This is a genomic window from Commensalibacter oyaizuii (assembly GCF_029953265.1).
Taxonomy (GTDB): domain Bacteria; phylum Pseudomonadota; class Alphaproteobacteria; order Acetobacterales; family Acetobacteraceae; genus Commensalibacter; species Commensalibacter oyaizuii.
In genome coordinates this window covers 1,796,543-1,815,474 of the sequence record NZ_JASBAO010000001.1, presented here as the reverse complement: position 1 = coordinate 1,815,474, position 18,932 = coordinate 1,796,543, and the positions used below count along the sequence as shown (strand labels likewise).

Genomic DNA, 18,932 nt, shown 5'->3' with positions numbered 1-18,932 from the left:
TCATTATACTTTCTTATTTTTTTCAATAAAATGTTCCAACCAATGGATTGTGTAATCCCCTTTTTGGAACTGTTCATCGGCCAAAATCTTTTGTTGTAACGGGATAGTGGTTTTTATTCCAGAAACAACCATTTCCGCCAAAGCTCTTTGCATTCTTGCAATAGCAGATGGACGATCTGGAGCGTGTACAATTAGTTTTGCGACCATACTGTCGTAATATGGTGGAATAGAATATCCAACGTACAAAGCACTATCTAAACGTACACCAAAACCACCAGGGGCATGGAATACACTGATTTTCCCTGGATTTGGGGCAAAAGTTTCTGGATCCTCAGCATTGATACGACATTCGATTGCATGCCCCTTAAAATGAATATCAGCCTGTTGAACACTTAAAGGTTCACCAGCCGCTACCCGAATTTGTTCTGCAACCAAATCCACGCCTGAAATAAATTCTGTAACAGGATGTTCAACCTGTAACCTTGTATTCATTTCAATAAAACAAAAATGCCCATCTTGATACAAGAATTCCAACGTACCAGCATTACGATATCCCAGCTCGCGCATTGCATTAGAAGAAACATTCCCAATAAATTGGCGTTGTTCATCCGTTAATGCTGGGGACATGGCCTCTTCCAACACCTTTTGATGGCGTCTTTGTAAAGAGCAATCCCTTTCCCCTAAATAAACCACGTTTCCATGTTGATCGCCAATAATCTGGATTTCAATATGTCGAGGTTTATCAAGATATTTTTCCATATACACAGCATCATTACCAAAAGCCATCTTGGCCTCTGTTCTGGCAACTTGCCATGCTTCTTCGAGCTCTTCAGGGCTTTGAGCGACTTTCATCCCTCGACCCCCCCCCCCAGCAGAAGCTTTAATTAAAACGGGGTAACCGATCTCATCTGCAACTTTTTTTGCAGAATTAATATCTTTTAACTCCCCATCTGAACCAGGAACCAATGGAACGTTAAATCTTTCCATTGTTGTTTTGGCCTGAATTTTATCCCCCATCATACGAATATGTTGAGGTGTTGGACCTATAAAAACAATACCGTGTTCTTCAACCAATTCAGCAAAGTCTGCGTTTTCAGATAAAAAACCGTACCCTGGGTGAATAGCCTCTGCCCCTGTGACAACTGCGGCGGAAATAATGGCTGCCTTGTTTAAATAACTCTCTGCCAAAGCAGGAGGGCCAATACAAACACTTTCATCGGCCAACAAAACATGCATAGCATCTGCATCCGCTGTTGAATGTACAGCGACTGTCTTGATGCCCATCTCACGACAAGCCCTTAATACACGAAGAGCAATTTCACCACGATTGGCGATTAAGATTTTTGAAAACATTGTTTTATTCTATTACTGCCAGAACTTCACCGTATTCTACTGGATCACCTGAAGAAACAAGAATGCGCGTTACTTTCCCTGCCTTAGGGGCACGAATTTGATTAAACGTTTTCATTGCTTCAATTAACATCAACACCTGACCTGCTTGTACTTGCTGTCCAACAGTAACAAAAGCAGGTGCAGATGGTTCAGGTGTTAAATACGCAACCCCAATCATTGGGCTTAGTACTGCACCAGGGTCTTTTGATAAATCTTGTGTCGCAACCTGTGAACTGGTTTCAACGGCTACAGGCGCTGCAACGGGGGCAACAACGCCACCACCACCAAGATTTCTGGCAACGCGGATTCTCTGATCCTTTTCTGCAATTTCAATTTCACTTAACCCAGTTTCGGTTAAAATATCTGCTAAAGCACGAATGACTTCTGCATCGACGAGCATTTTGCCCATTAACTGTCCTCTTCTAGAATAATATCTGCTATCGCAGCAAGCGCAAGCGCGTACCCTTGTAAGCCTAGCCCACAAATAACACCTGTTGCTGCTTGCGAAACATATGAATGATGTCGAAATGATTCCCGACGATAAATATTTGAAATATGAACCTCTATAACAGGTAAATCCACAGATAACAACGCATCCAGTGTTGCAATGGATGTATGACTGTAGGCACCAGCGTTAATAATGATTCCCTTGGCCTTTCCTTTGCATTCCTGTATCCATGAAACCAGCTCACCTTCATCATTAGTCTGACGAAAATCTATAGCTATTTCTAACTGCTCTGCGTTTTGAATGCAAATTTGTTCCACATCGTCAAGGGTTGCACTGCCATAAACTTCTGGCTGACGCATCCCCAACATATTCAAATTGGGCCCATTCAAAACATATACCAGCGGTAATACCATCACCTGTTACGCCTTCAATACATAAATATCTTTTCTTTATATATAGACTATTCATCCTAATAAATATAATTTCTTTATTTAATAGGCAACTTCTAAGATCATTACAAATATACCCTAAAGATTTATTTTCTGAATCGTCTTAATTTCATTTGCATTGTTGTTTTATTTACAGCTTATTGATTTTCAAACATAGTATGCTTATATAAATTTCAATACGACATAAATACATTTTTTTCTTTTTTTTGCCATTTTTTTATAAGAGTATGATATAATTATGATTTTATCATGCCATTTATAGTGGCAATATTCTATATTATTCAGGTTCACTTACTAATCTAGGGTGAAATAAGAACAGGATTAAAATACATGCGACGACGTTGTACTAAATTGTTAGGTATTTGCCTTATCACAGGCTTAGGTCTACAAGGAATACAAAGCCATCAAGCATTTGCAGAACATAGAAGTTCAGTAAAAACAACTCATCGGAAACTTGTTAAACACACAAGAAAAAAGGCAACCCCTTATCGAATCCGCCGTCATAAGGCTTATCAAAACCCCCAAAATGAGGCTTATAATACAGATAACAGCCAATCCGAAAGTGGAACAGCTAGCTGGTATGGTGGTCGTCACAATCGATTAAGAACAGCATCAGGATCTCGTTTCAATAGCACCCAATTAACAGCTGCTCATCCCAGTTTGCCTATGGGCACTAAGGTGTTAGTACGTTCTGAAGATACTGGAAACGCTGTCGTAGTAACAATTAATGATCGTGGTCCTTATTCAGGGAATCGAATTATTGATTTATCCAAAGCAGCCGCTGCAAAAATTGGAATGGTCAGAAGAGGTACAGCTCATGTTACCATTACGCCTATTACCCAAAATATCGAAGTTGCAGAAGCACCAGAGTAACAAGATCTAAATTGAGCAGCCTCTGGTCTATATAATCATGGCACTACGTTAAGCAGAGGCTTCTTTTATAACATATTCTTCGATTTTTGAATTAAGTTGTGCACCCAGCAATACCACATAACAAGAAACTAAGAACCACATCATCACAGCAACAACTGTGCCCAAAGGGCCATAGGTACTACTAAAATTAGCTAAGTGTGCTACATAAAACGAAAATCCAAAAGCTGACAGTAACCAAAGAATCGTAGCAACCACTGCGCCTGGTAAAATCCAGCGCCAATTCACGTTTGCTCGACAAGGACCAAAACGATAAAACATCGAAAATGTCCAAATAACGAAAAACAAAACAACAATGTTACTCGCTGTTTTTGCAATGTTTAATGCTGGAATATATTCCCAAATCCAAGGGAAATAATTCATCATATCGTAAAAGACAGTTAAAGGTAGCAACTTGATAATCGCAGGCAGAGCCACAACAATAGCCAGTGTTAAAGACGTTCCCAAAATAGCGCAAAAAGTCAAAGACATCGCCAATAGTTGAAATTTAAAAAAATTTCTTGTTTCTTTGGCATTATAGGCAACATTCAATCCTGTAATCAGCCCCTTGGTACCAACTGCAGAAGCCCACATCGCTAGTACAATCGAAATAGCCAACTGAATTGTCAAGGTTGAATCAGTTTGATCGATGATGCTATGAATCATTTGTTGCAAAAAACTATAAACAGATGGTGGCAAAAAATGTGACAAAAATTTTAGCTGAGGTTCGACCGTTTGAGGATCAAAAATTAAACCATAAACTGAAATTAAACTGCTAATGGTTGGGAATAAAGATAAAGTTGAGTAAAAGGCACATCCCGCCGCAACCAACATTGATGGACCATTGATTAAGGTCCGAATGGTATTCATAATAATGGTTTTCCATCCGCGAAATGAAATTTTTAAAGGAGAATATCGCTTCTCTACAAGAATTTCTTCTGACATCGATGTATCTAAAGCATCCATTACTTTTCTATTCCAACCTTTCAAATATATTTAACAGACGTAAATAAACCATATTCTTGATTTAATTTCTATTACTATACCATTATTCTGATATTTTTTTCTTGCTTTTAAGTAACATCATTACATTAATGTCAGCGAGTAAGCTAAAAATATTCTTAAATTTTTAAAAATATAACATTTTATTGTTGATTTTATTCCAAAAAGGGATCATATCGCAAACACGCAGCAACGCACGTGCCCCTGGCCCTTTAAAGGTTACGCAACGACGTCAAGCGTTCTGGCAAATTGGTAACTCTTTTTTCAAATTTCACAAAGAAAAACCGCCATTTAAATTCGCTGGTCCGTTAGACCGTTCCGCAACATTTTTTCTGTTTAATTAAAACAGTATCATCACAAAGGGATAGGAATTCATGAATTCTAAAATCTCACAATTTATAGCCAATAATCAAATATCAACCCCATGCCTGATCCTTGATGTTGATCAGGTAGAACGCAATTATAACCAACTGCATCAAGCCATCCCTTATGGTGGAATATACTATGCAGTAAAAGCAAATCCTGCTTTGCCTATTTTAAAAAGACTGGTTGCCTTAAACTCTTTTTTCGATGCAGCGTCTTGGGAAGAAATTCAATTATGCCTTGATGCTGGGGCAAAGCCTTCTCAAATTTCTTTTGGGAATACGGTAAAAAAAATATCATCCATTCAGTCTGCTTATAAAATAGGCGTTGAAATGTATGTGTTTGATAGTATCGAAGAAATGCAAAAAATTGCCAAACATGCGCCGGGATCAAAAGTATATTGCCGGTTAATCGTTGATAATCTGGGGGCTGATTGGCCTTTATCTGGCAAATTTGGCACAACAGTTGACCATGCAGTTGAATTACTAATCCAGGCTAAAAATTTAGGGCTAGATCCTTATGGGGTTTCATTTCATGTTGGCAGCCAACAAACCGACCCCAAAGCATATACAGCCGCCATAGAAAAAGCAGCATCATGTTTTACAACATTAGCCGCACAAGGGATCGAACTGCGAATGATTAATTTAGGAGGCGGTTTTCCCATTCGTTATCGTGAAGACGTCCCTGAAATCGAAGAATTTACAACAGCAATTCAACAAAGTCTATTACACCACTTTGGTAATAACATTCCTAGAATTATTTTAGAACCAGGGCGTTTTATGGTCGGTAATGCAGGTATTGTTTCAACAGAGGTAGTACTGTCCAGTAAACGGGGGAAAACCAACGGTCCACGTTGGGTGTATTTGGACATTGGTCGTTTTGGGGGATTGGCCGAAACAGAAGGCGAAGCTATTCGTTATCAAATTGAAACTTCTTATGACGGTTCAACAACGGGCCCCGTTGTCTTGGCAGGGCCATCTTGCGATGGGGTTGATGTGATCTATCAAAAATCTAACTATCAACTTCCCTTAGAATTAACCGCTGGGGATCGTATTTCTTTGTTAAGCACTGGGGCATATGTTTCAACATATTGTTCCACACGCTTTAACGGTTTCGCCCCTTTAGAAGAATATTATATCTAGCTTTAAGATTTTTTATTCCGATGTTAAGCTTGACGACATGAAAAAATATCTTCTTATCATCGGAATATCTTTAGTATGGTCCATTCCCTTATATGCCAGTCCCGAAACGGGGATATTTATAGGAAAAAATGACATCCATACCCTTGGATATCTTAAAATTGAGCAAGCCCCTTTTAATCGACTTTATACAACGATTGATCTTAAAAATATACGATGTGGCGCACATCTAAAAGGATATACTGAACAACAGGGTAAACGTTTTGTACTACACACTGATATACTTGACCCAAGTGCCGATGACGCCCATCAATGCGCCGTAACTTTTACTAACGACAAGAACGTAATTACAATTATTCGTGAAGAAAACTGTCAGAATTGGCATGGCATTGGATGCTCTTTTACCACTTTAAAGTTTTATAAACGTTAACCCTATTAAATTGAAAATTTTAACGCGTTAACAAGAACAGAGCCTGCTCTCCAAAAAAATTGGCTAAACGGATAGAGCGTTCCCATGGGGCACGTCCTCCTTGATCGTCAATTGCCATCCACCGTTCAATTTTATACCCTTCTTTACGCGACAAATTCACAAAATCAGTCATCGTACACGGATGGATATTAGGGGTTTCATACCAGTACTTACCCCAAACATTGGTCATAGGCATTCGACCTTTTAATAAAAGCTGCAGGCGCAATGTCCAATGCCCAAAATTAGGGAAAGAAACGATGGCATAACGGCCAATACGCAACATTTGTTGCAGCACTTCCCTAGGGCGATTAACGGCTTGTAAAGTACGGGACAAAACGACGTAATCAAATCCCCCTGTCGGGTAATGTTGCAAATCGAAATCCGCGTTCCCGTGAATAACAGGCAATCCTTTACCAACTGCCTTTGTCACATAAGACATATCCACTTCAATTCCACGCGCATCACATTGGTGATAACGACATAAATAATCAATTAATGACCCATCACCACAACCAATATCCAATACTTTGGATTGTTGTTTAATCATATCTATAATGCAACGTTGATCAAGACGCATAATGTTCTAACCGCCTTTGTTCTTCAATTCCTGATAAGAACCCTCTAATAGTAATATCTAAATCGGGTTCTTCTAATAAAAAAGCATCATGTCCCTTATCCGTTGCAATTTCAACAAAAGACACCCTTGCCCCCACCCGATTAAGTGCCTGCACAATAACCCTGGACCTAGAGGTTGGAAATAACCAATCCGAAGATAAGGAGATCACGCAAAAACGCGACTTTACATGGGCAAATGCCTGAACCAAATCCCCATCATAAGCATGAGATAAATCGAACCAATCCATCGCCCTGGTAATGGTTACATAGGAATTCGCATCAAAGCGTCTGACGAAATTAGATCCTTGATAGTGCAAATAGCTTTCTACCTGAAAAACCTCGCCGAAAATAGGAAAAGAAGAGTCTTTTAATCGCTCTTGCAACCGTCGCCCAAATTTTCGATTTAACGCATCTTCTGACAAATACGTAATATGTGCCATCATACGTGCAACAGCCAATCCACGATACGGGGTAACCCCATAACGCCAATACTCCCCATCTCGCCAATCAGGATCTGAAAAGATCGCCTGACGCCCCACCTCATTAAAAGCAATATTTTGCGCCGAATGAAAAGATGAGGTTGCAATAGGAATCACTGCATAAACTTGGTCAGGGTAGCTTACAGCCCATTGTAAGGTCTGCATACCGCCCATGGATCCGCCAATAACCGCGAATAATTGTTTGATTTGAAAATGGTCTATTAACATTTTTTGGGCATTGACCATATCTTTGATTGTAATGGCGGGAAAATCAGCCCCCCAACGCCCTATTTTTTGACCATCTTCACGCATAGAGCGTGGGCCCGTCGTGCCCATGCAACTGCCTAATACATTTGTACAAATGATAAAGTATTTATTTGTATCGATCGGACAGCCTGGCCCTACCATATTGCTCCACCAACCAGCTTTTTTGCTGATTGGATTAATATCTGTAACATATTGATCCCCTGTCAAAGCATGACAAATCAAAATCGCGTTGTCTTTTGCTGCTGATAATTGACCATAAGTCTGGTATGCAATTTCCAAAGGTGCCAAATATTGACCATTCTCTAAGCAAATCCCGTCTTTAAACATAATCTTTTGGGTAAGGGGATCCTGATTTTCATCACTATTAAGATAGTTTTCTTCTGACTCAGCCATAAATGATAACGATATCCTTCCCCTTTTATCAGTCAAACCATACTTTGCTACAACAATTAATGATGATTACATATCTTTGCACTTTATAAGATATCTTATTTCATATAAACTGATAAATCTCAAAATAATTATAAATCATTATTGTTTTAATTGGCCATATAATTTTTCTTTTATTAAAAATGAGTGCAATGAATGAAAAAATATGTTTCAGAAAGGTTTTGCCCTATGAATATTCATCCATACGTTTCACCCTCTAGATTATATAAACTATTTTTTACTTTCATCGTCGCTGGATTGGTTACTGGCCCCCTTGCATATAGCGCATCACAACATCACAAAAAAACTAGCCATCATCAGCAAAATATTAAATTGGGCAAGGTCACCTTAACCCCTCAGCCCGACAATGCACTGGCAACAATTGCCCGTAATTTGAATCAAACAGATCTAAATTTTGCCATTCACCGTAATGAACAACCCCTACTATTAATTGGCACGGCCAACCTTTCCTCTACCAAGACTGCTAAAATCGTTTTATTTACTCAAATACAATCTGCCAGCCTATGCGGTTCTGGGGGATGTTCAACAACAGCTTATTTGAAAAGAAATAATCAATGGGTAAAGGTACTTGATTCAGTTACTGGGGATATTGAAATAAAAAAAACAAAGCATAAAGGGATGCATGACCTGTTAATTGGTACGTCTGATTCTTGGATCTGGAATGGCAAGACATATGTAGAATCTCAAAAAGGGCCTAAATTAACAGGATTAAAACGATCAATTGAAAATCATCAAAAAAGTAAATTGTAAAAACGTTTTCTCTTAATATTAAGACAAATAACACCGTACATATGCATCATTGACGTATAACTGTAAGATACCTCGTATAGTATAGTACAAATATGACAAAACTTGAAACAGTTTGCGCTTAGGATTGCGGGCACTCATCTTAAAGAAGATCAAATTAAATAAACTAAATAAACATTATTCTGTTCATAATTATTCATCAAGTTATCATATTCTAGGATTAAATCATCAAACCCTAGGAAACCCAATATTTATAAAACCTCGCAATGGGATTCAGAATGTAAAACCTTTATAAACTATAAAATAAAAGCTTATGCGCTTATTTTACGTTACTTTTTAATTCTAATTCTATATTTTCAGATCGATCATAACGACCAAAACGATCTACAAGGGTGGCACTGGCCTCGTTCATTCCTTGAATATCAACTTGTATTCCTTGCTCACGGAATTTTAATGCAACTTTGTCCAGTGCATATACTGAACTCGTGTCCCAAAAATGCGCATGAGTGAGGTCAATCACAACCTTTTCCACAACTTCTTTTAAATCAAAGCTTTTTATAAACCGCGTAGACGAGACAAAAAACACCTGCCCATTCACCACATAAGTCCTGACATTACCAGTCAGTGTTGATTGAACCGTCATAAAATGAGATACTTTATTAGCAAACGTTAAAGCAGCAACCAATACCCCCGCAAAAACACCATAGGCCAGGTTGCCTGTAACAACGACAATTGAAACTGTTAAAATCATGATAAAACTGGTTGAAAGTGGATGTGTACGCAATTCTAAAATGGATTTCCATGAAAATGTGCTAATACACACCATAATCATAACAGCAACCAAAGCGGCCATTGGAATCATAGCAACCCATTGCTTTAAAAATACAACCAAAATAAGCAAGAAAACACCAGCAACCATCGTTGATAAACGTCCTCGCCCCCCTGAAGTAATGTTAATCACAGACTGACCAATCATCGCACATCCAGCCATTCCTCCGAAAAAACTGGTTACTATATTGGCAACTCCCTGCCCTTTACATTCACGATTTTTATCACTGTCAGTATCTGTAAATTCGTCTACAATGGTTGCCGTCATCATGGTTTCCAATAACCCAACTGCCGCCAATCCAAAAGAATAAGGCAATATAATAAATAATGTGTTTAAGTTCAAAGGCACGTCAGGAATAAAAAACATCGGCAAGCTATCAGGTAAATGCCCTTTGTCGCCAACCGTAGGCACATGCCAACCCAACATCACTGCAATTCCTGTAATCACGATAATACATATCAAAGGGGATGGGATTAATTTCGTTATAAAAGGGAAAAGATAAATGACGGCCAAACCACCAGCAGTTAGAACATAAACATGCCATGATCCCCCGGCCAACTCGTGTATCTGAGCAATAAAAATTAAAATAGCAAGCGCATTAACAAAACCCGTTACAACAGAATGGGAAACAAAACGCATTAACGCACCCAGTTTTAAGTATCCAGCCAACATTTGAAATATACCTGCCAGAATTCCCGCCGCCAGCAAGTAATTTAAACCATGATTATGAATTAATGGTCCCATTAACAACGCCATTGATCCCGTCGAAGACGAGATCATGCCAGGTCTGCCACCAAAAATCGACAAAATAAAAGGAATACAAAAGGCAGAATATAATCCAACGCTAGGATCTACCCCAGCAATAATAGAAAAGGCAATAGATTCAGGAATAAGCGCAAGAGCAACAACCATTCCAGCCAGAACATCCGCACGGATGTTACCAAGCCAGTCCTGTCGTGTAGAAGACAGCAGCATTTGATAATCCTATATAATATATTTTACCCGTATTTCAGGGTTCTATCAGGGGAAATTTAGAATATGACACAGCCACTCTTTTCAAAAAAAGCCAAAAGAGATCCATAAACCTTAAAATTAGGTATTAACGAAAAAAATTTTCAGGGCGGTGCAATAAACATTATAAGCTGGGGTTTCTATTGTAAAATTCACAAAGACAAACGACTTTATAATAAGTAAACTCAACAATATTTTACATGAAATAAAAGGTCAAGAGTAATTTTTTAGTAATGCTTATAAGATAACTAAAACAAGGTATATTTAATAATGTGTCGTTTTTCTTAGAAACCATATGCTTGACTAGCCAATTAGTTTATTTCTTAAGGGCAAGAGAGTTATTATTCTTCAATCGAAGTTTATTCTACTGTTGAAATCACTAATTGACCAACAGATGGTGGCTTTTTTCTTGATTCGTTATCAATCTACTTAGCAAATTTCTACCTTCTATATGAATTTTACAACCGCCCCTAATCAACACTCAAGGTAAAGATGGACAGCACCAAGCATCGTGCAAGGTATATTTCGCTTGTAAACGTAAATCTAGATATTTATGAGAATACTTCATTCCTGCGCCATAATGAGAAGTACAATCTTACTTATCTTAATATTTTACTCAATATTGGCCAATTGAAATATCAACTATAGTCTTTTCTCCTACACCGCTTCCGCTTGTCTTATTTCATAGATAATCATATGAGCTGTATTTTTAAAATGATCTGCCTTTTAAAGAGCATTTCGAGCGCTATATAAAGCTGCTAAACCATACTAGTTTAAATATGAATTATCATCGCCTAGCCTAGCACTTTCATACCAATTTCATTGATCTCTTTCCATTTCAATTCCTAAATCTAGGCTAAGTTAAAAGTTAATTTTTTCTAAAGGAATTTTGAATGATTTTACTATTTCAGCAATATTATCAAAAAATTAGTAGGTTTAGTTTCATTATCTTTTCCAAACATAAACTAACTCCTTAATCAATTAAACGTTTGTTATATATTTTATCTATTATTTGCTCTATAAAAGCTAATGAACCAGAATCTATAGTATTATAACGAAGCGTGAATTCACTCACATATCGATGTAAATGTTTGAAACTTATATGATGAAATATTCCGCAATAACTACGGTTTATCATTTTTACACTCACCTACGCAGTGATTAACTGTTGACACGGCAATCTTTGCAATAACAAAGCATAGGATTGTGGTTTTACACTCAACTGTAGAAATACTTCCGCAATAAGAACAAAGCCCACCATTGTTTTTCATCTATCATATCCAAAAAAACATGAAAAATCTTACAAACCTGATACTTCTGTATCTTGCACCGTAAAAAACTATTCAACTAACTGTTCCCATTATAATAAAATAACATTTGGCTAGCTAAATGTATGATCCTTTATGAATTTATAATATAATCTATTATAAACCACAAATTTTACAATTTGGATTGCGGTCGAAGGCAATTTGATAAAATTGTAAATTCATTGCATTATAATGCAATAATTGTCCTGTAAGGATATTCCCAGTATTTAAAATAATTTTTAGAGCTTCTGAAGCTTGCATTGCTCCAATTATATTAACTAAGGGTGCAAAAACACCTAAAAAAGAACAATTATCTTGCTCGTTATTTACACCATCAAAGAGGCAAGCATAACACGGACAAGATGTATCACGATTATCAAAAACACTTAATTGCCCTTCGAAACGTAATGCTGAACCAAAAACCAGTGGTGTTTTGCTTAAAAAAGCTGCTTTATTAACATTTAATCGAGTTGGCAAATTATCACTACAATCAACGACTATATCATGTTGTTTACATAATAAAATTAAATCACTTAATACTAGTCTGCGAGTAATTACATTAACTTGCACATCTTGATTTTGTTTGTGTATGAAATTTTTTATTACTTCTGCTTTATATTGTCCAATATCTGCATACACATAATGTGTTTGTCGCTGTAAATTAGATAAATCAACTTTGTCATCATCAACGCAAGTTAAATATCCAACGCCTGCTGCTGCTAATAAAGGTATTGCAGCACATCCCAATCCTCCACATCCGATAATTAATATCTTGCTGTTTATAATAGCTTGTTGTCCTTTTAAATCGATTTGAGGCAACAATATATGACGACTATATCTTATTAATTGAGAATCATTCATTACGTAATACTACAAAAAATTGATTATACCCTTATTTCCTTTTTAAAAACTACTATCAAAATAGGTAGTAATAATTATAAAAAAGTACGCTTTTACCTTATCCATTAAAGTTATGAATTATACACTTTGTGCCAATAGGAATTAAAATTTATGAAGATAACATAATAAATATTAAAATATATTAACAAGCGGCATTATACCATGCTTCATCACTCGATGTTTTTTTTCAAAAAAATTAACACAAGTCATTTTTTGTTATCTTTTACATTTATTACATTTATGCCAAATTTAACTCAAGCAATTTCTGCTCATAGTATTGCTTCTGAAAATAACACAACTCTAAATAATAAATGCAAAAGTATAGTTACTGCATCGGGTAAATACGGTCGCAGTCGTTCTCCTGATTGGGGGGTTTTTAATAGTAATAGCGGTTTTGGGCCTATTGGAAATTATTCCTGGTTCGCTTTTGGTCCAAATGCACCTTACGCCCAAACTAGATGGGTAGAAGATTGGAGTGGATTGTGCAACGATCCTGACAAAGATAAGGATTTTTTTAATAAACTTAAATATATTCCCCTTAATGACTCTAATTCTATTTGGTTAAGTCTCAATGGAAATGGGCGTTTACGTTACGTTTTTGATAGCCGCCCATACATGGGATTTGCACAAAAAAGAGATTCTAGTCGCTTTTTACTGCGTAGTCAATATGGTGCGGATTTACGAGTTGGAAGTCATGTACGTGCATATGTCGAACTGATTAATGCGTTAGCTGGTGGTGTTCGTCAATTTGGTTATCAAACTGGGTATCAACGCAGTCGTATAAATTTACAACAAGGTTTTTTAGAACTTAAAGCACACATGTTGGGCGCTAAAATGGGTGTCATAGGAGGACGCCAATTTTTTATCGATGGTCCTCCTTCTATGATCTCCCCTCGTGAATTAACAAATGTTCGCCAAAGCTGGGATGGATTTAGAGGATACGCTTTTTGGAAACGTTTTCGTATAGATCTTTTTGATTTATGGCAAACAGATGAACATAATGATAAGTCAGCTTTTACATATGGTCCCAATTATAACGCTCGTCTTTATGGTGCATACTCCAGCTTAGCGCTTCCAAGTTTTCATGCCTTAGGTAAAAAAAGTCAGATTTTCGTTGATGCTTTTTTTATTGGTTATTTATACAATAGTCGAGGAGGTCCATCTGCTCTTCCAACAGCAAAAATCGGCGGCTGGGAAAAGGGCTCTACAAGAAGAGACAATATAGGTGGGCGTATAAGTGGTAATCTTGGAGTCCTTAACTTTGACTTAACAGGAATATATCAAGGAGGTGAATTCCGTCCCGCAAATAATGGCAAATACAGACCTGTCAGAGCTTATGCATTTAACAGTATTTTCTCATATGTTGTCCCAAACACTCCTGGAAAACTCGTTGTTGGATTACAAAGTGATTACGCTTCTGGTGGGAATTATAATAAAACCCATGGTGCGGTTAGGAATTTTGCTGTACCTTATTTCCCTCAAGCAAATTATTTAGATATGACTTTGTATCTAACCACATCAAATAGCGTTAGCACGGGTCCTTTAATTACATATAACCCTACGAAAAAATCCCTTCTTAAACTACATGCCCCTTTCCTATGGCGTGCAAGTACAAACGATACCATTTATGGCACAGGATTTACTTATCCCCTGCGAGATAACTACTCGGGTAGCTTTATCGGAAGTGTTCCACAATTTACTTTTGCTTATGAAATTGCCCCGCACCTTGTTTTCACAAGTGATATTGCTGGATTTATTGCATCTAACTCTCTTAAAAGAGCAGGTGCACAAAATAGTGCTTTTGTTATGGAGAGTTTGGATTTTAGGTTTTAATAAAATGATTTGGTCTTATCGCAAATTTGAAATTAGGTTGTATTTTGGTATAGAAATGGTGAGTCAGCAAGGAAGTTGGCTATTTAGTCCAAAAATATTCTAGGTAAGATTAATTTGTTCATTGATGGTCCATTTTCCTTTAAAGCCAAATTCTTTTTTTTATCCAAAGAATAGCCTCATATCCTCTAAGCATTTTCATTGCCGTATGGAAAGACTGAAAACACCCATTTCTTGGGATAGATCTCTTTAATCTAAAATGATCATTTTCTATTCCCTGTTGTAAGAACTACTTTGTTTCATGAAAGCAGTGATTAAGGAGTATAGTCCCATTCTTCACGGTTTATATGGTTTTTGGAAAGATTGTTGCTTTGTCTGTTCCGATACGAGTTGGAGCGAACAGATCATCTTCTTTAAAGGCTTTTCTAAAGAAACGCTGAGCTGCTTTGATATTTCTCTTAGCAGTTAGCAAAAAGTCAATCGCAGAACCTGCTTTATCAATGGCTCTGTATAGATACTTCCACTGACCTTTTACTTTAACGTGAGTCTCATCAACCCTAACATCACCGCAATGAGGCTTTCTAAATCCTCTCAAGCATTTTTCTAAGAAGGGGGTATAACGAAAATCCAACGGTTTAACACGCTGTGATCAAATTTCACTCCACGCTCTGAAAACAGATCTTCTATATCTCGATAGCTTAGTGAGTAGCGTGAATACCAATTAATCGCTTAGGCAATCATTAATCCATTAAAATGACGTCTTTTAAAATCATTTCTTGTACGATGAAATAATTTATTCTTTGATCTTTCTAGCATCTATACCTCCCTAAAATAGGCAGGCATATTATCAGAATCTTGTATTTTTTACCTTAATACAGGTTACAAATAATATTCGCAACAAGGCCATATTAAAGATATTTACTAGAAATAAAAAAACATTTAAATAGAAACATTTTTAAACAAGAATCTATTTTGCGTGCTTTTTTTTATTTAGTGCTATATATTAATAAAAAGAACACGTTATATTAATTTTGTTAAAGTAAGAACAAAACAATGAACACTATTGTTATAGCTAGCCAAAAAGGTGGATCATCTAAAACCACTTTAGTTGCTCACTTTACAGTTACAACAGAACAAAAAAATATATCTCCCACCGTTTTAATAGATATGGATCCACAATCTTCTTTGTCATCGTGGTAGAATGTTTGTGAGAATAATATGCCAACATTAAGCTGTATCAAATTTAAAAGACTTACCAGAAAAAATTAAATCCTTAAAAGAAGCTTTGGCTTAAGTCTTTCAGGTTCCTTGCTAGCTGATCAATAGAATGAACATGAATAGCATCACCTTCTCTGACATATTCCAACATGGCTTGTAGTTGAGGTCTTTTTGTATCCACACCACTCATTTTATCTGTGAAGATTTTATCTAGTTTAACCTCATCAAGCTGTCTTTCTGTATTTGGATATTCAGAGCTTACTCTTGTATATCCAATATCACTCATAATAATCTCTACTGTATTCTTTTAAGTTTAAGGTGTTTATCTATTAAACTGTATTCTTATATAAATCAACTTAAATAAATACGAAATACTTTATTTAAACTCATGCGATACGCAGAATTTACGTAAATTTGTTTAATGACCGTTTTATAAAAATTACTGTTCAATAATATCAAACTTTAAACGGCTCCAAAATTTAGAGTGATCGCGACTAATAAATTTACAATATTTTCTGAACCTTTTTCTATAATCTCTTATTGAAAACTCAGCAGACCATGGAAAAATAGGTCTTTTAAAAACTTCGATACTGTAAATATTGTAGCCAAATATAAAAGTAATTTTATTCGGAGGAACAAGGTGAAATTTTTCTAAAGACCCATAACATTCTGGGTGATAAACCCACTCGAAACCATCACTTTCACATTCTGCCTTTTCTTGATCTGATACAGCGTCTATACTCCAACGTTCAAGAATTTTACCCGATGAAGTAATTAAATAAATATAGCAAGCATCTAAACCCATGTCTCCGTAATCTGTTGTAGAAACAAAGAGCAAATAGTAAGAGTGAATTTGGATAACTTTTTCTAAGCATCTTCCCCAGAGTTTATATCGAGTGCGGTGTCCATTTATATAAATTCGACTGTTATATGCTTTAGATTTAATTGGATCTAACGTAATTCGATTATCTTGAATAAATTTCATATAATAACACCGTTTTAATATACACTCATATTATAATTTAACATAAGAATCCATCAGATAAATAGATAGAAAACTTCCTATAACTGCTCCTCCATACGCACCAAATGGCCCTAATAGAACCCCCCCTACAAAGCCACCAGCATACATACCAACCGCTCCAGCGCCATACTCCATTAATTATGTTCAGTCGCAGCAATCTTATCATCCGCAGTTATAATATTATAAAGGGAAACTAAAAGAGAAACATAGAGCGTATATTTTCCTATAGCATTTAATGTTCCTATAGCATTGAATTTTTTAGTTTCTGCATCAAACATTCTGGGATTTTTAAGAGCTTTCATCACTGTTTCCTGAGGATTACCAGACGCTATCAATATTTCTTTTTTTATCATTGTTTTTTATGCTCGGGTAAATCCTTATACATCTTAAGTTGTTCTTCAGAAGATAGTTGCGCTTTCATTGCTTCTACTTGTTCTTTAATAAACTTCTTTTTTTGGTTAGAGGAAAGGTAATGGGGGATTTTAACATTTTCTTTAACATACATACGCAATGTATAATTTTTTAACAGATTTTTTACGCTTTTTCCGTCCTCTTTCTGTTTTTTTGCTTGGAAATAACCAATTGAATGTGTAATCTTACGTAATTCATTCATAATTCTGTTACGCGCGATGCTGGCTTCAACGTAAGCTTGATCTAGAGTCATATCACCAAGATAGACTTTTTTTAAGTAACCCCTACGCATATCGCCAATTCTATTCGTGTAGATTTGCCGTATATGTCTATCCCAATGAAGGCGTATGCCAAGATTAGCAACGGCAATACGTATCTCATCAAATACTTTATCTAATTCTTTTCTTTTATTGATATCATCCAATAAGAGGTTTTTACTGTTAGGATTTTTATTTTTGATATTATTGCATGATTGCAAGGGATAATAATTATAATCATCTATAGGTATTTCTTTACTACCCCTTAAATTACCTATCGTGACTTCTGCTATAGTGACTGTTCCAGGTAATGTGCGATGCCAACTTCTTCCTTGATCGTTACTAATGAAATATTGATTTCCATCTTGGCAAAATAATTTATCTGAGTAATTACTCATTTTGAGTTTTACCTTTTTTTAAGAAACAATATCGATGTCCATAATGATTTCTTTTGCACTTGTTTCACAAACACCAACCTCTGGATGATATTCAAAATAAATATTCATAGAGCATCTATCTTGAAATTGTTCCTCTGCATCAATAAAAACGGGTTCTATTCTTGCATCATCGCTATAGAGTGGAAAAAATGGTTCGTTAAATTGTTCAAATTGTTCACTAGCCCAAGCATCATTAAACCTAACAGAAAAGGCTTTAGCCATTTGCATAGCTGGAACGTTCTCATTGCCAGTTAGAGATAATTCCATAGTTACCATTGATCGTGACCATAAAATTTTATGTTTATCTGTATAACGAGTTTCAGTAAAAGACATTGATTTTTCATCTATAACTTGCAAAACAGCATAAGGAGGTTTAGGTGCTGAAACTCTGTTTGTTAATCCTTTAATAATAGTCAGTTTTGCCCCTTTAATTGGAATAGATTTTTGAATGAATTTACCAACTAAATCGTACATTTCTTTGTAACTAAGATTTTTTAACTCTGGAAACTCTCCATCTTTTGGAGCTTAAGCAGTAACTTTTGCAGGCGTTTTCTTCATTTGTTTTGTAGTTTTCTTTACTGGTTGCTTATCATTTGTTTGATTATCATCTGTCATTGATTTATTCACTTTCTTAAATTGACTGTTAAAGCATAAAAAAATACGCAGTGATTGCGCCTTTGGTTTAGATATTTTCTGATTTTCTCTATAATTTAGCCATAAAAAAACGACCTCAGAACGGGTCGTTTGTTATCAGTTTGATATTGCGATCTATCTTTTAGACGCAAGAGTTTCAATGAATTATGCCCCATCAAACTTTATTGGCTTTGTTGATATAGCCAGCAAGCTCATTGTTTTTAGACCGCATGCCTTGAACTTCAATCTGCGCTTTTCCATCATCTGTATTTTGCAATTCATAACGAATATTATTATCGAAAATTACTTTATTCAACGGCATATTTTGAATTTCCTTTTTATCTTT

22 protein-coding genes and 1 pseudogene are annotated in these 18,932 nt (G+C 36.1%); 7 read left to right on the top strand and 16 right to left on the bottom strand.

What is annotated here, in order from left to right:
- Nucleotides 1-3: 3 nt before the first annotated feature.
- The 3 genes from accC to aroQ are packed head-to-tail and all read right to left on the bottom strand — an operon-like array spanning nucleotide 4 to nucleotide 2,253.
- A complete protein-coding gene (gene accC, locus QJV27_RS08205; RefSeq protein WP_281448445.1) occupies nucleotides 4-1,353 on the bottom strand; it encodes an acetyl-CoA carboxylase biotin carboxylase subunit in 1,350 nt (449 codons plus the stop codon).
- Between the two features lie 4 nt (nucleotides 1,354-1,357).
- Nucleotides 1,358-1,801, bottom strand: coding sequence for an acetyl-CoA carboxylase biotin carboxyl carrier protein (locus QJV27_RS08200; RefSeq protein ID WP_281448444.1), 444 nt, complete (start codon nucleotides 1,799-1,801; stop codon nucleotides 1,358-1,360).
- Entirely contained in the window at nucleotides 1,801-2,253 is a 453-nt protein-coding gene (gene aroQ, locus QJV27_RS08195) for a type II 3-dehydroquinate dehydratase (RefSeq protein ID WP_281448443.1), read from the bottom strand. The genes QJV27_RS08200 and aroQ overlap by 1 nt, the downstream gene beginning before the upstream one ends.
- Nucleotides 2,254-2,619: 366 nt before the next feature.
- On the opposite strand from aroQ, the gene QJV27_RS08190 reads away from it, so the two are divergent.
- Complete coding sequence (locus tag QJV27_RS08190; RefSeq protein ID WP_281448442.1) at nucleotides 2,620-3,162, top strand: septal ring lytic transglycosylase RlpA family protein; 543 nt, start codon at nucleotides 2,620-2,622, stop codon at nucleotides 3,160-3,162.
- A gap of 48 nt (nucleotides 3,163-3,210) precedes the next feature.
- Here QJV27_RS08190 and QJV27_RS08185 read toward each other — a convergent pair whose 3' ends face one another.
- A complete protein-coding gene (locus tag QJV27_RS08185) occupies nucleotides 3,211-4,164 on the bottom strand; it encodes a YihY/virulence factor BrkB family protein (RefSeq protein WP_281448441.1) in 954 nt (317 codons plus the stop codon).
- A 185-nt stretch (nucleotides 4,165-4,349) separates the two neighbouring features.
- Between QJV27_RS08185 and QJV27_RS08180 the strand changes: the two genes are divergently transcribed.
- From QJV27_RS08180 to QJV27_RS08170, 3 genes are read left to right on the top strand one after another with little or no spacing between them, the layout of a single operon-like run.
- A complete protein-coding gene (locus QJV27_RS08180; protein WP_281448440.1) occupies nucleotides 4,350-4,544 on the top strand; it encodes a hypothetical protein in 195 nt (64 codons plus the stop codon).
- Nucleotides 4,545-4,574: 30 nt separating this feature from the next.
- Nucleotides 4,575-5,705 carry a type III PLP-dependent enzyme gene (locus tag QJV27_RS08175; RefSeq protein ID WP_281448439.1) on the top strand — a complete coding sequence of 377 codons (1,131 nt, stop codon included), beginning with the start codon at nucleotides 4,575-4,577 and terminating at the stop codon, nucleotides 5,703-5,705.
- Nucleotides 5,706-5,742: 37 nt separating this feature from the next.
- Nucleotides 5,743-6,132 (top strand): hypothetical protein, encoded by a 390-nt coding sequence (locus tag QJV27_RS08170; RefSeq protein ID WP_281448438.1) that lies wholly within the window; start codon nucleotides 5,743-5,745, stop codon nucleotides 6,130-6,132.
- A 19-nt stretch (nucleotides 6,133-6,151) separates the two neighbouring features.
- On the opposite strand, the gene metW is transcribed toward QJV27_RS08170, so the two are convergent.
- Both metW and metX read right to left on the bottom strand, forming a co-directional pair.
- On the bottom strand, nucleotides 6,152-6,748 hold the full coding sequence (gene metW / locus QJV27_RS08165) for a methionine biosynthesis protein MetW (protein ID WP_281448437.1): 597 nt from the start codon (nucleotides 6,746-6,748) through the stop codon (nucleotides 6,152-6,154).
- On the bottom strand, nucleotides 6,738-7,925 hold the full coding sequence (gene metX, locus QJV27_RS08160) for a homoserine O-acetyltransferase MetX (protein WP_281448436.1): 1,188 nt from the start codon (nucleotides 7,923-7,925) through the stop codon (nucleotides 6,738-6,740). The genes metW and metX overlap by 11 nt, the downstream gene beginning before the upstream one ends.
- A 225-nt stretch (nucleotides 7,926-8,150) precedes the next feature.
- Between metX and QJV27_RS08155 the strand changes: the two genes are divergently transcribed.
- Entirely contained in the window at nucleotides 8,151-8,732 is a 582-nt protein-coding gene (locus QJV27_RS08155; RefSeq protein ID WP_281448435.1) for a hypothetical protein, read from the top strand.
- Nucleotides 8,733-9,048: 316 nt separating this feature from the next.
- Here QJV27_RS08155 and QJV27_RS08150 read toward each other — a convergent pair whose 3' ends face one another.
- Complete coding sequence (locus QJV27_RS08150) at nucleotides 9,049-10,533, bottom strand: SulP family inorganic anion transporter (RefSeq protein ID WP_281448434.1); 1,485 nt, start codon at nucleotides 10,531-10,533, stop codon at nucleotides 9,049-9,051.
- A 1,460-nt stretch (nucleotides 10,534-11,993) separates the two neighbouring features.
- Nucleotides 11,994-12,737, bottom strand: a complete 744-nt coding sequence (locus QJV27_RS08145) for a HesA/MoeB/ThiF family protein (protein WP_281448433.1) — start codon at nucleotides 12,735-12,737, stop codon at nucleotides 11,994-11,996.
- Nucleotides 12,738-13,016: 279 nt separating this feature from the next.
- Between QJV27_RS08145 and QJV27_RS08140 the strand changes: the two genes are divergently transcribed.
- Nucleotides 13,017-14,609, top strand: coding sequence for an alginate export family protein (locus QJV27_RS08140; protein ID WP_281448432.1), 1,593 nt, complete (start codon nucleotides 13,017-13,019; stop codon nucleotides 14,607-14,609).
- Between the two features lie 99 nt (nucleotides 14,610-14,708).
- Here QJV27_RS08140 and QJV27_RS08135 read toward each other — a convergent pair.
- Nucleotides 14,709-15,422 (bottom strand): annotated as a pseudogene (locus QJV27_RS08135) (IS6 family transposase).
- Between the two features lie 237 nt (nucleotides 15,423-15,659).
- On the opposite strand from QJV27_RS08135, the gene QJV27_RS08130 reads away from it, so the two are divergent.
- Nucleotides 15,660-15,806 (top strand): nucleotide-binding protein, encoded by a 147-nt coding sequence (locus QJV27_RS08130; protein WP_281448431.1) that lies wholly within the window; start codon nucleotides 15,660-15,662, stop codon nucleotides 15,804-15,806.
- A 73-nt stretch (nucleotides 15,807-15,879) separates the two neighbouring features.
- Here QJV27_RS08130 and QJV27_RS08125 read toward each other — a convergent pair whose 3' ends face one another.
- From QJV27_RS08125 to QJV27_RS08095, 7 genes are all read right to left on the bottom strand, one after another.
- Nucleotides 15,880-16,110 (bottom strand): recombinase family protein, encoded by a 231-nt coding sequence (locus QJV27_RS08125; protein ID WP_456305221.1) that lies wholly within the window; start codon nucleotides 16,108-16,110, stop codon nucleotides 15,880-15,882.
- 153 nt (nucleotides 16,111-16,263) lie between these two features.
- Nucleotides 16,264-16,809 (bottom strand): hypothetical protein, encoded by a 546-nt coding sequence (locus QJV27_RS08120; protein ID WP_281448430.1) that lies wholly within the window; start codon nucleotides 16,807-16,809, stop codon nucleotides 16,264-16,266.
- A 30-nt stretch (nucleotides 16,810-16,839) separates the two neighbouring features.
- Nucleotides 16,840-16,983 carry a hypothetical protein gene (locus QJV27_RS08115; RefSeq protein ID WP_281448429.1) on the bottom strand — a complete coding sequence of 48 codons (144 nt, stop codon included), beginning with the start codon at nucleotides 16,981-16,983 and terminating at the stop codon, nucleotides 16,840-16,842.
- Nucleotides 16,983-17,201, bottom strand: a complete 219-nt coding sequence (locus tag QJV27_RS08110) for a hypothetical protein (RefSeq protein WP_281448428.1) — start codon at nucleotides 17,199-17,201, stop codon at nucleotides 16,983-16,985. Before QJV27_RS08110 ends, QJV27_RS08115 begins: the two co-directional genes overlap by 1 nt.
- On the bottom strand, nucleotides 17,198-17,914 hold the full coding sequence (locus tag QJV27_RS08105; RefSeq protein WP_281448427.1) for a hypothetical protein: 717 nt from the start codon (nucleotides 17,912-17,914) through the stop codon (nucleotides 17,198-17,200). Before QJV27_RS08105 ends, QJV27_RS08110 begins: the two co-directional genes overlap by 4 nt.
- Before the next feature lie 18 nt (nucleotides 17,915-17,932).
- Nucleotides 17,933-18,427: a phage neck terminator protein gene (locus tag QJV27_RS08100; RefSeq protein WP_281448426.1), complete on the bottom strand. Its 495-nt coding sequence runs from the start codon at nucleotides 18,425-18,427 to the stop codon at nucleotides 17,933-17,935.
- Nucleotides 18,428-18,761: 334 nt separating this feature from the next.
- Nucleotides 18,762-18,908, bottom strand: coding sequence for a hypothetical protein (locus QJV27_RS08095; RefSeq protein WP_281448425.1), 147 nt, complete (start codon nucleotides 18,906-18,908; stop codon nucleotides 18,762-18,764).
- Between the last annotated feature and the right edge of the window lie 24 nt (nucleotides 18,909-18,932).

Excerpts from the sequence above, each read along its gene's own strand:
- accC (WP_281448445.1), bottom strand. The coding sequence starts at position 1,353 with ATGTTTTCAAAAATCTTAATCGCCAATCGTGGTGAAATTGCTCTTCGT.
- QJV27_RS08200 (WP_281448444.1), bottom strand. The coding sequence starts at position 1,801 with ATGGGCAAAATGCTCGTCGATGCAGAAGTCATTCGTGCTTTAGCAGAT.
- aroQ (WP_281448443.1), bottom strand. The coding sequence starts at position 2,253 with ATGGTATTACCGCTGGTATATGTTTTGAATGGGCCCAATTTGAATATG.
- QJV27_RS08190 (WP_281448442.1), top strand. The coding sequence starts at position 2,620 with ATGCGACGACGTTGTACTAAATTGTTAGGTATTTGCCTTATCACAGGC.
- QJV27_RS08185 (WP_281448441.1), bottom strand. The coding sequence starts at position 4,164 with ATGGATGCTTTAGATACATCGATGTCAGAAGAAATTCTTGTAGAGAAG.
- QJV27_RS08175 (WP_281448439.1), top strand. The coding sequence starts at position 4,575 with ATGAATTCTAAAATCTCACAATTTATAGCCAATAATCAAATATCAACC.
- QJV27_RS08170 (WP_281448438.1), top strand. The coding sequence starts at position 5,743 with ATGAAAAAATATCTTCTTATCATCGGAATATCTTTAGTATGGTCCATT.
- metW (WP_281448437.1), bottom strand. The coding sequence starts at position 6,748 with ATGCGTCTTGATCAACGTTGCATTATAGATATGATTAAACAACAATCC.
- metX (WP_281448436.1), bottom strand. The coding sequence starts at position 7,925 with ATGGCTGAGTCAGAAGAAAACTATCTTAATAGTGATGAAAATCAGGAT.
- QJV27_RS08155 (WP_281448435.1), top strand. The coding sequence starts at position 8,151 with ATGAATATTCATCCATACGTTTCACCCTCTAGATTATATAAACTATTT.
- QJV27_RS08150 (WP_281448434.1), bottom strand. The coding sequence starts at position 10,533 with ATGCTGCTGTCTTCTACACGACAGGACTGGCTTGGTAACATCCGTGCG.
- QJV27_RS08145 (WP_281448433.1), bottom strand. The coding sequence starts at position 12,737 with ATGAATGATTCTCAATTAATAAGATATAGTCGTCATATATTGTTGCCT.
- QJV27_RS08140 (WP_281448432.1), top strand. The coding sequence starts at position 13,017 with ATGCCAAATTTAACTCAAGCAATTTCTGCTCATAGTATTGCTTCTGAA.
- QJV27_RS08130 (WP_281448431.1), top strand. The coding sequence starts at position 15,660 with ATGAACACTATTGTTATAGCTAGCCAAAAAGGTGGATCATCTAAAACC.
- QJV27_RS08125 (WP_456305221.1), bottom strand. The coding sequence starts at position 16,110 with ATGAGTGATATTGGATATACAAGAGTAAGCTCTGAATATCCAAATACA.
- QJV27_RS08120 (WP_281448430.1), bottom strand. The coding sequence starts at position 16,809 with ATGAAATTTATTCAAGATAATCGAATTACGTTAGATCCAATTAAATCT.
- QJV27_RS08115 (WP_281448429.1), bottom strand. The coding sequence starts at position 16,983 with ATGGAGTATGGCGCTGGAGCGGTTGGTATGTATGCTGGTGGCTTTGTA.
- QJV27_RS08110 (WP_281448428.1), bottom strand. The coding sequence starts at position 17,201 with ATGATAAAAAAAGAAATATTGATAGCGTCTGGTAATCCTCAGGAAACA.
- QJV27_RS08105 (WP_281448427.1), bottom strand. The coding sequence starts at position 17,914 with ATGAGTAATTACTCAGATAAATTATTTTGCCAAGATGGAAATCAATAT.
- QJV27_RS08100 (WP_281448426.1), bottom strand. The coding sequence starts at position 18,427 with ATGTACGATTTAGTTGGTAAATTCATTCAAAAATCTATTCCAATTAAA.
- QJV27_RS08095 (WP_281448425.1), bottom strand. The coding sequence starts at position 18,908 with ATGCCGTTGAATAAAGTAATTTTCGATAATAATATTCGTTATGAATTG.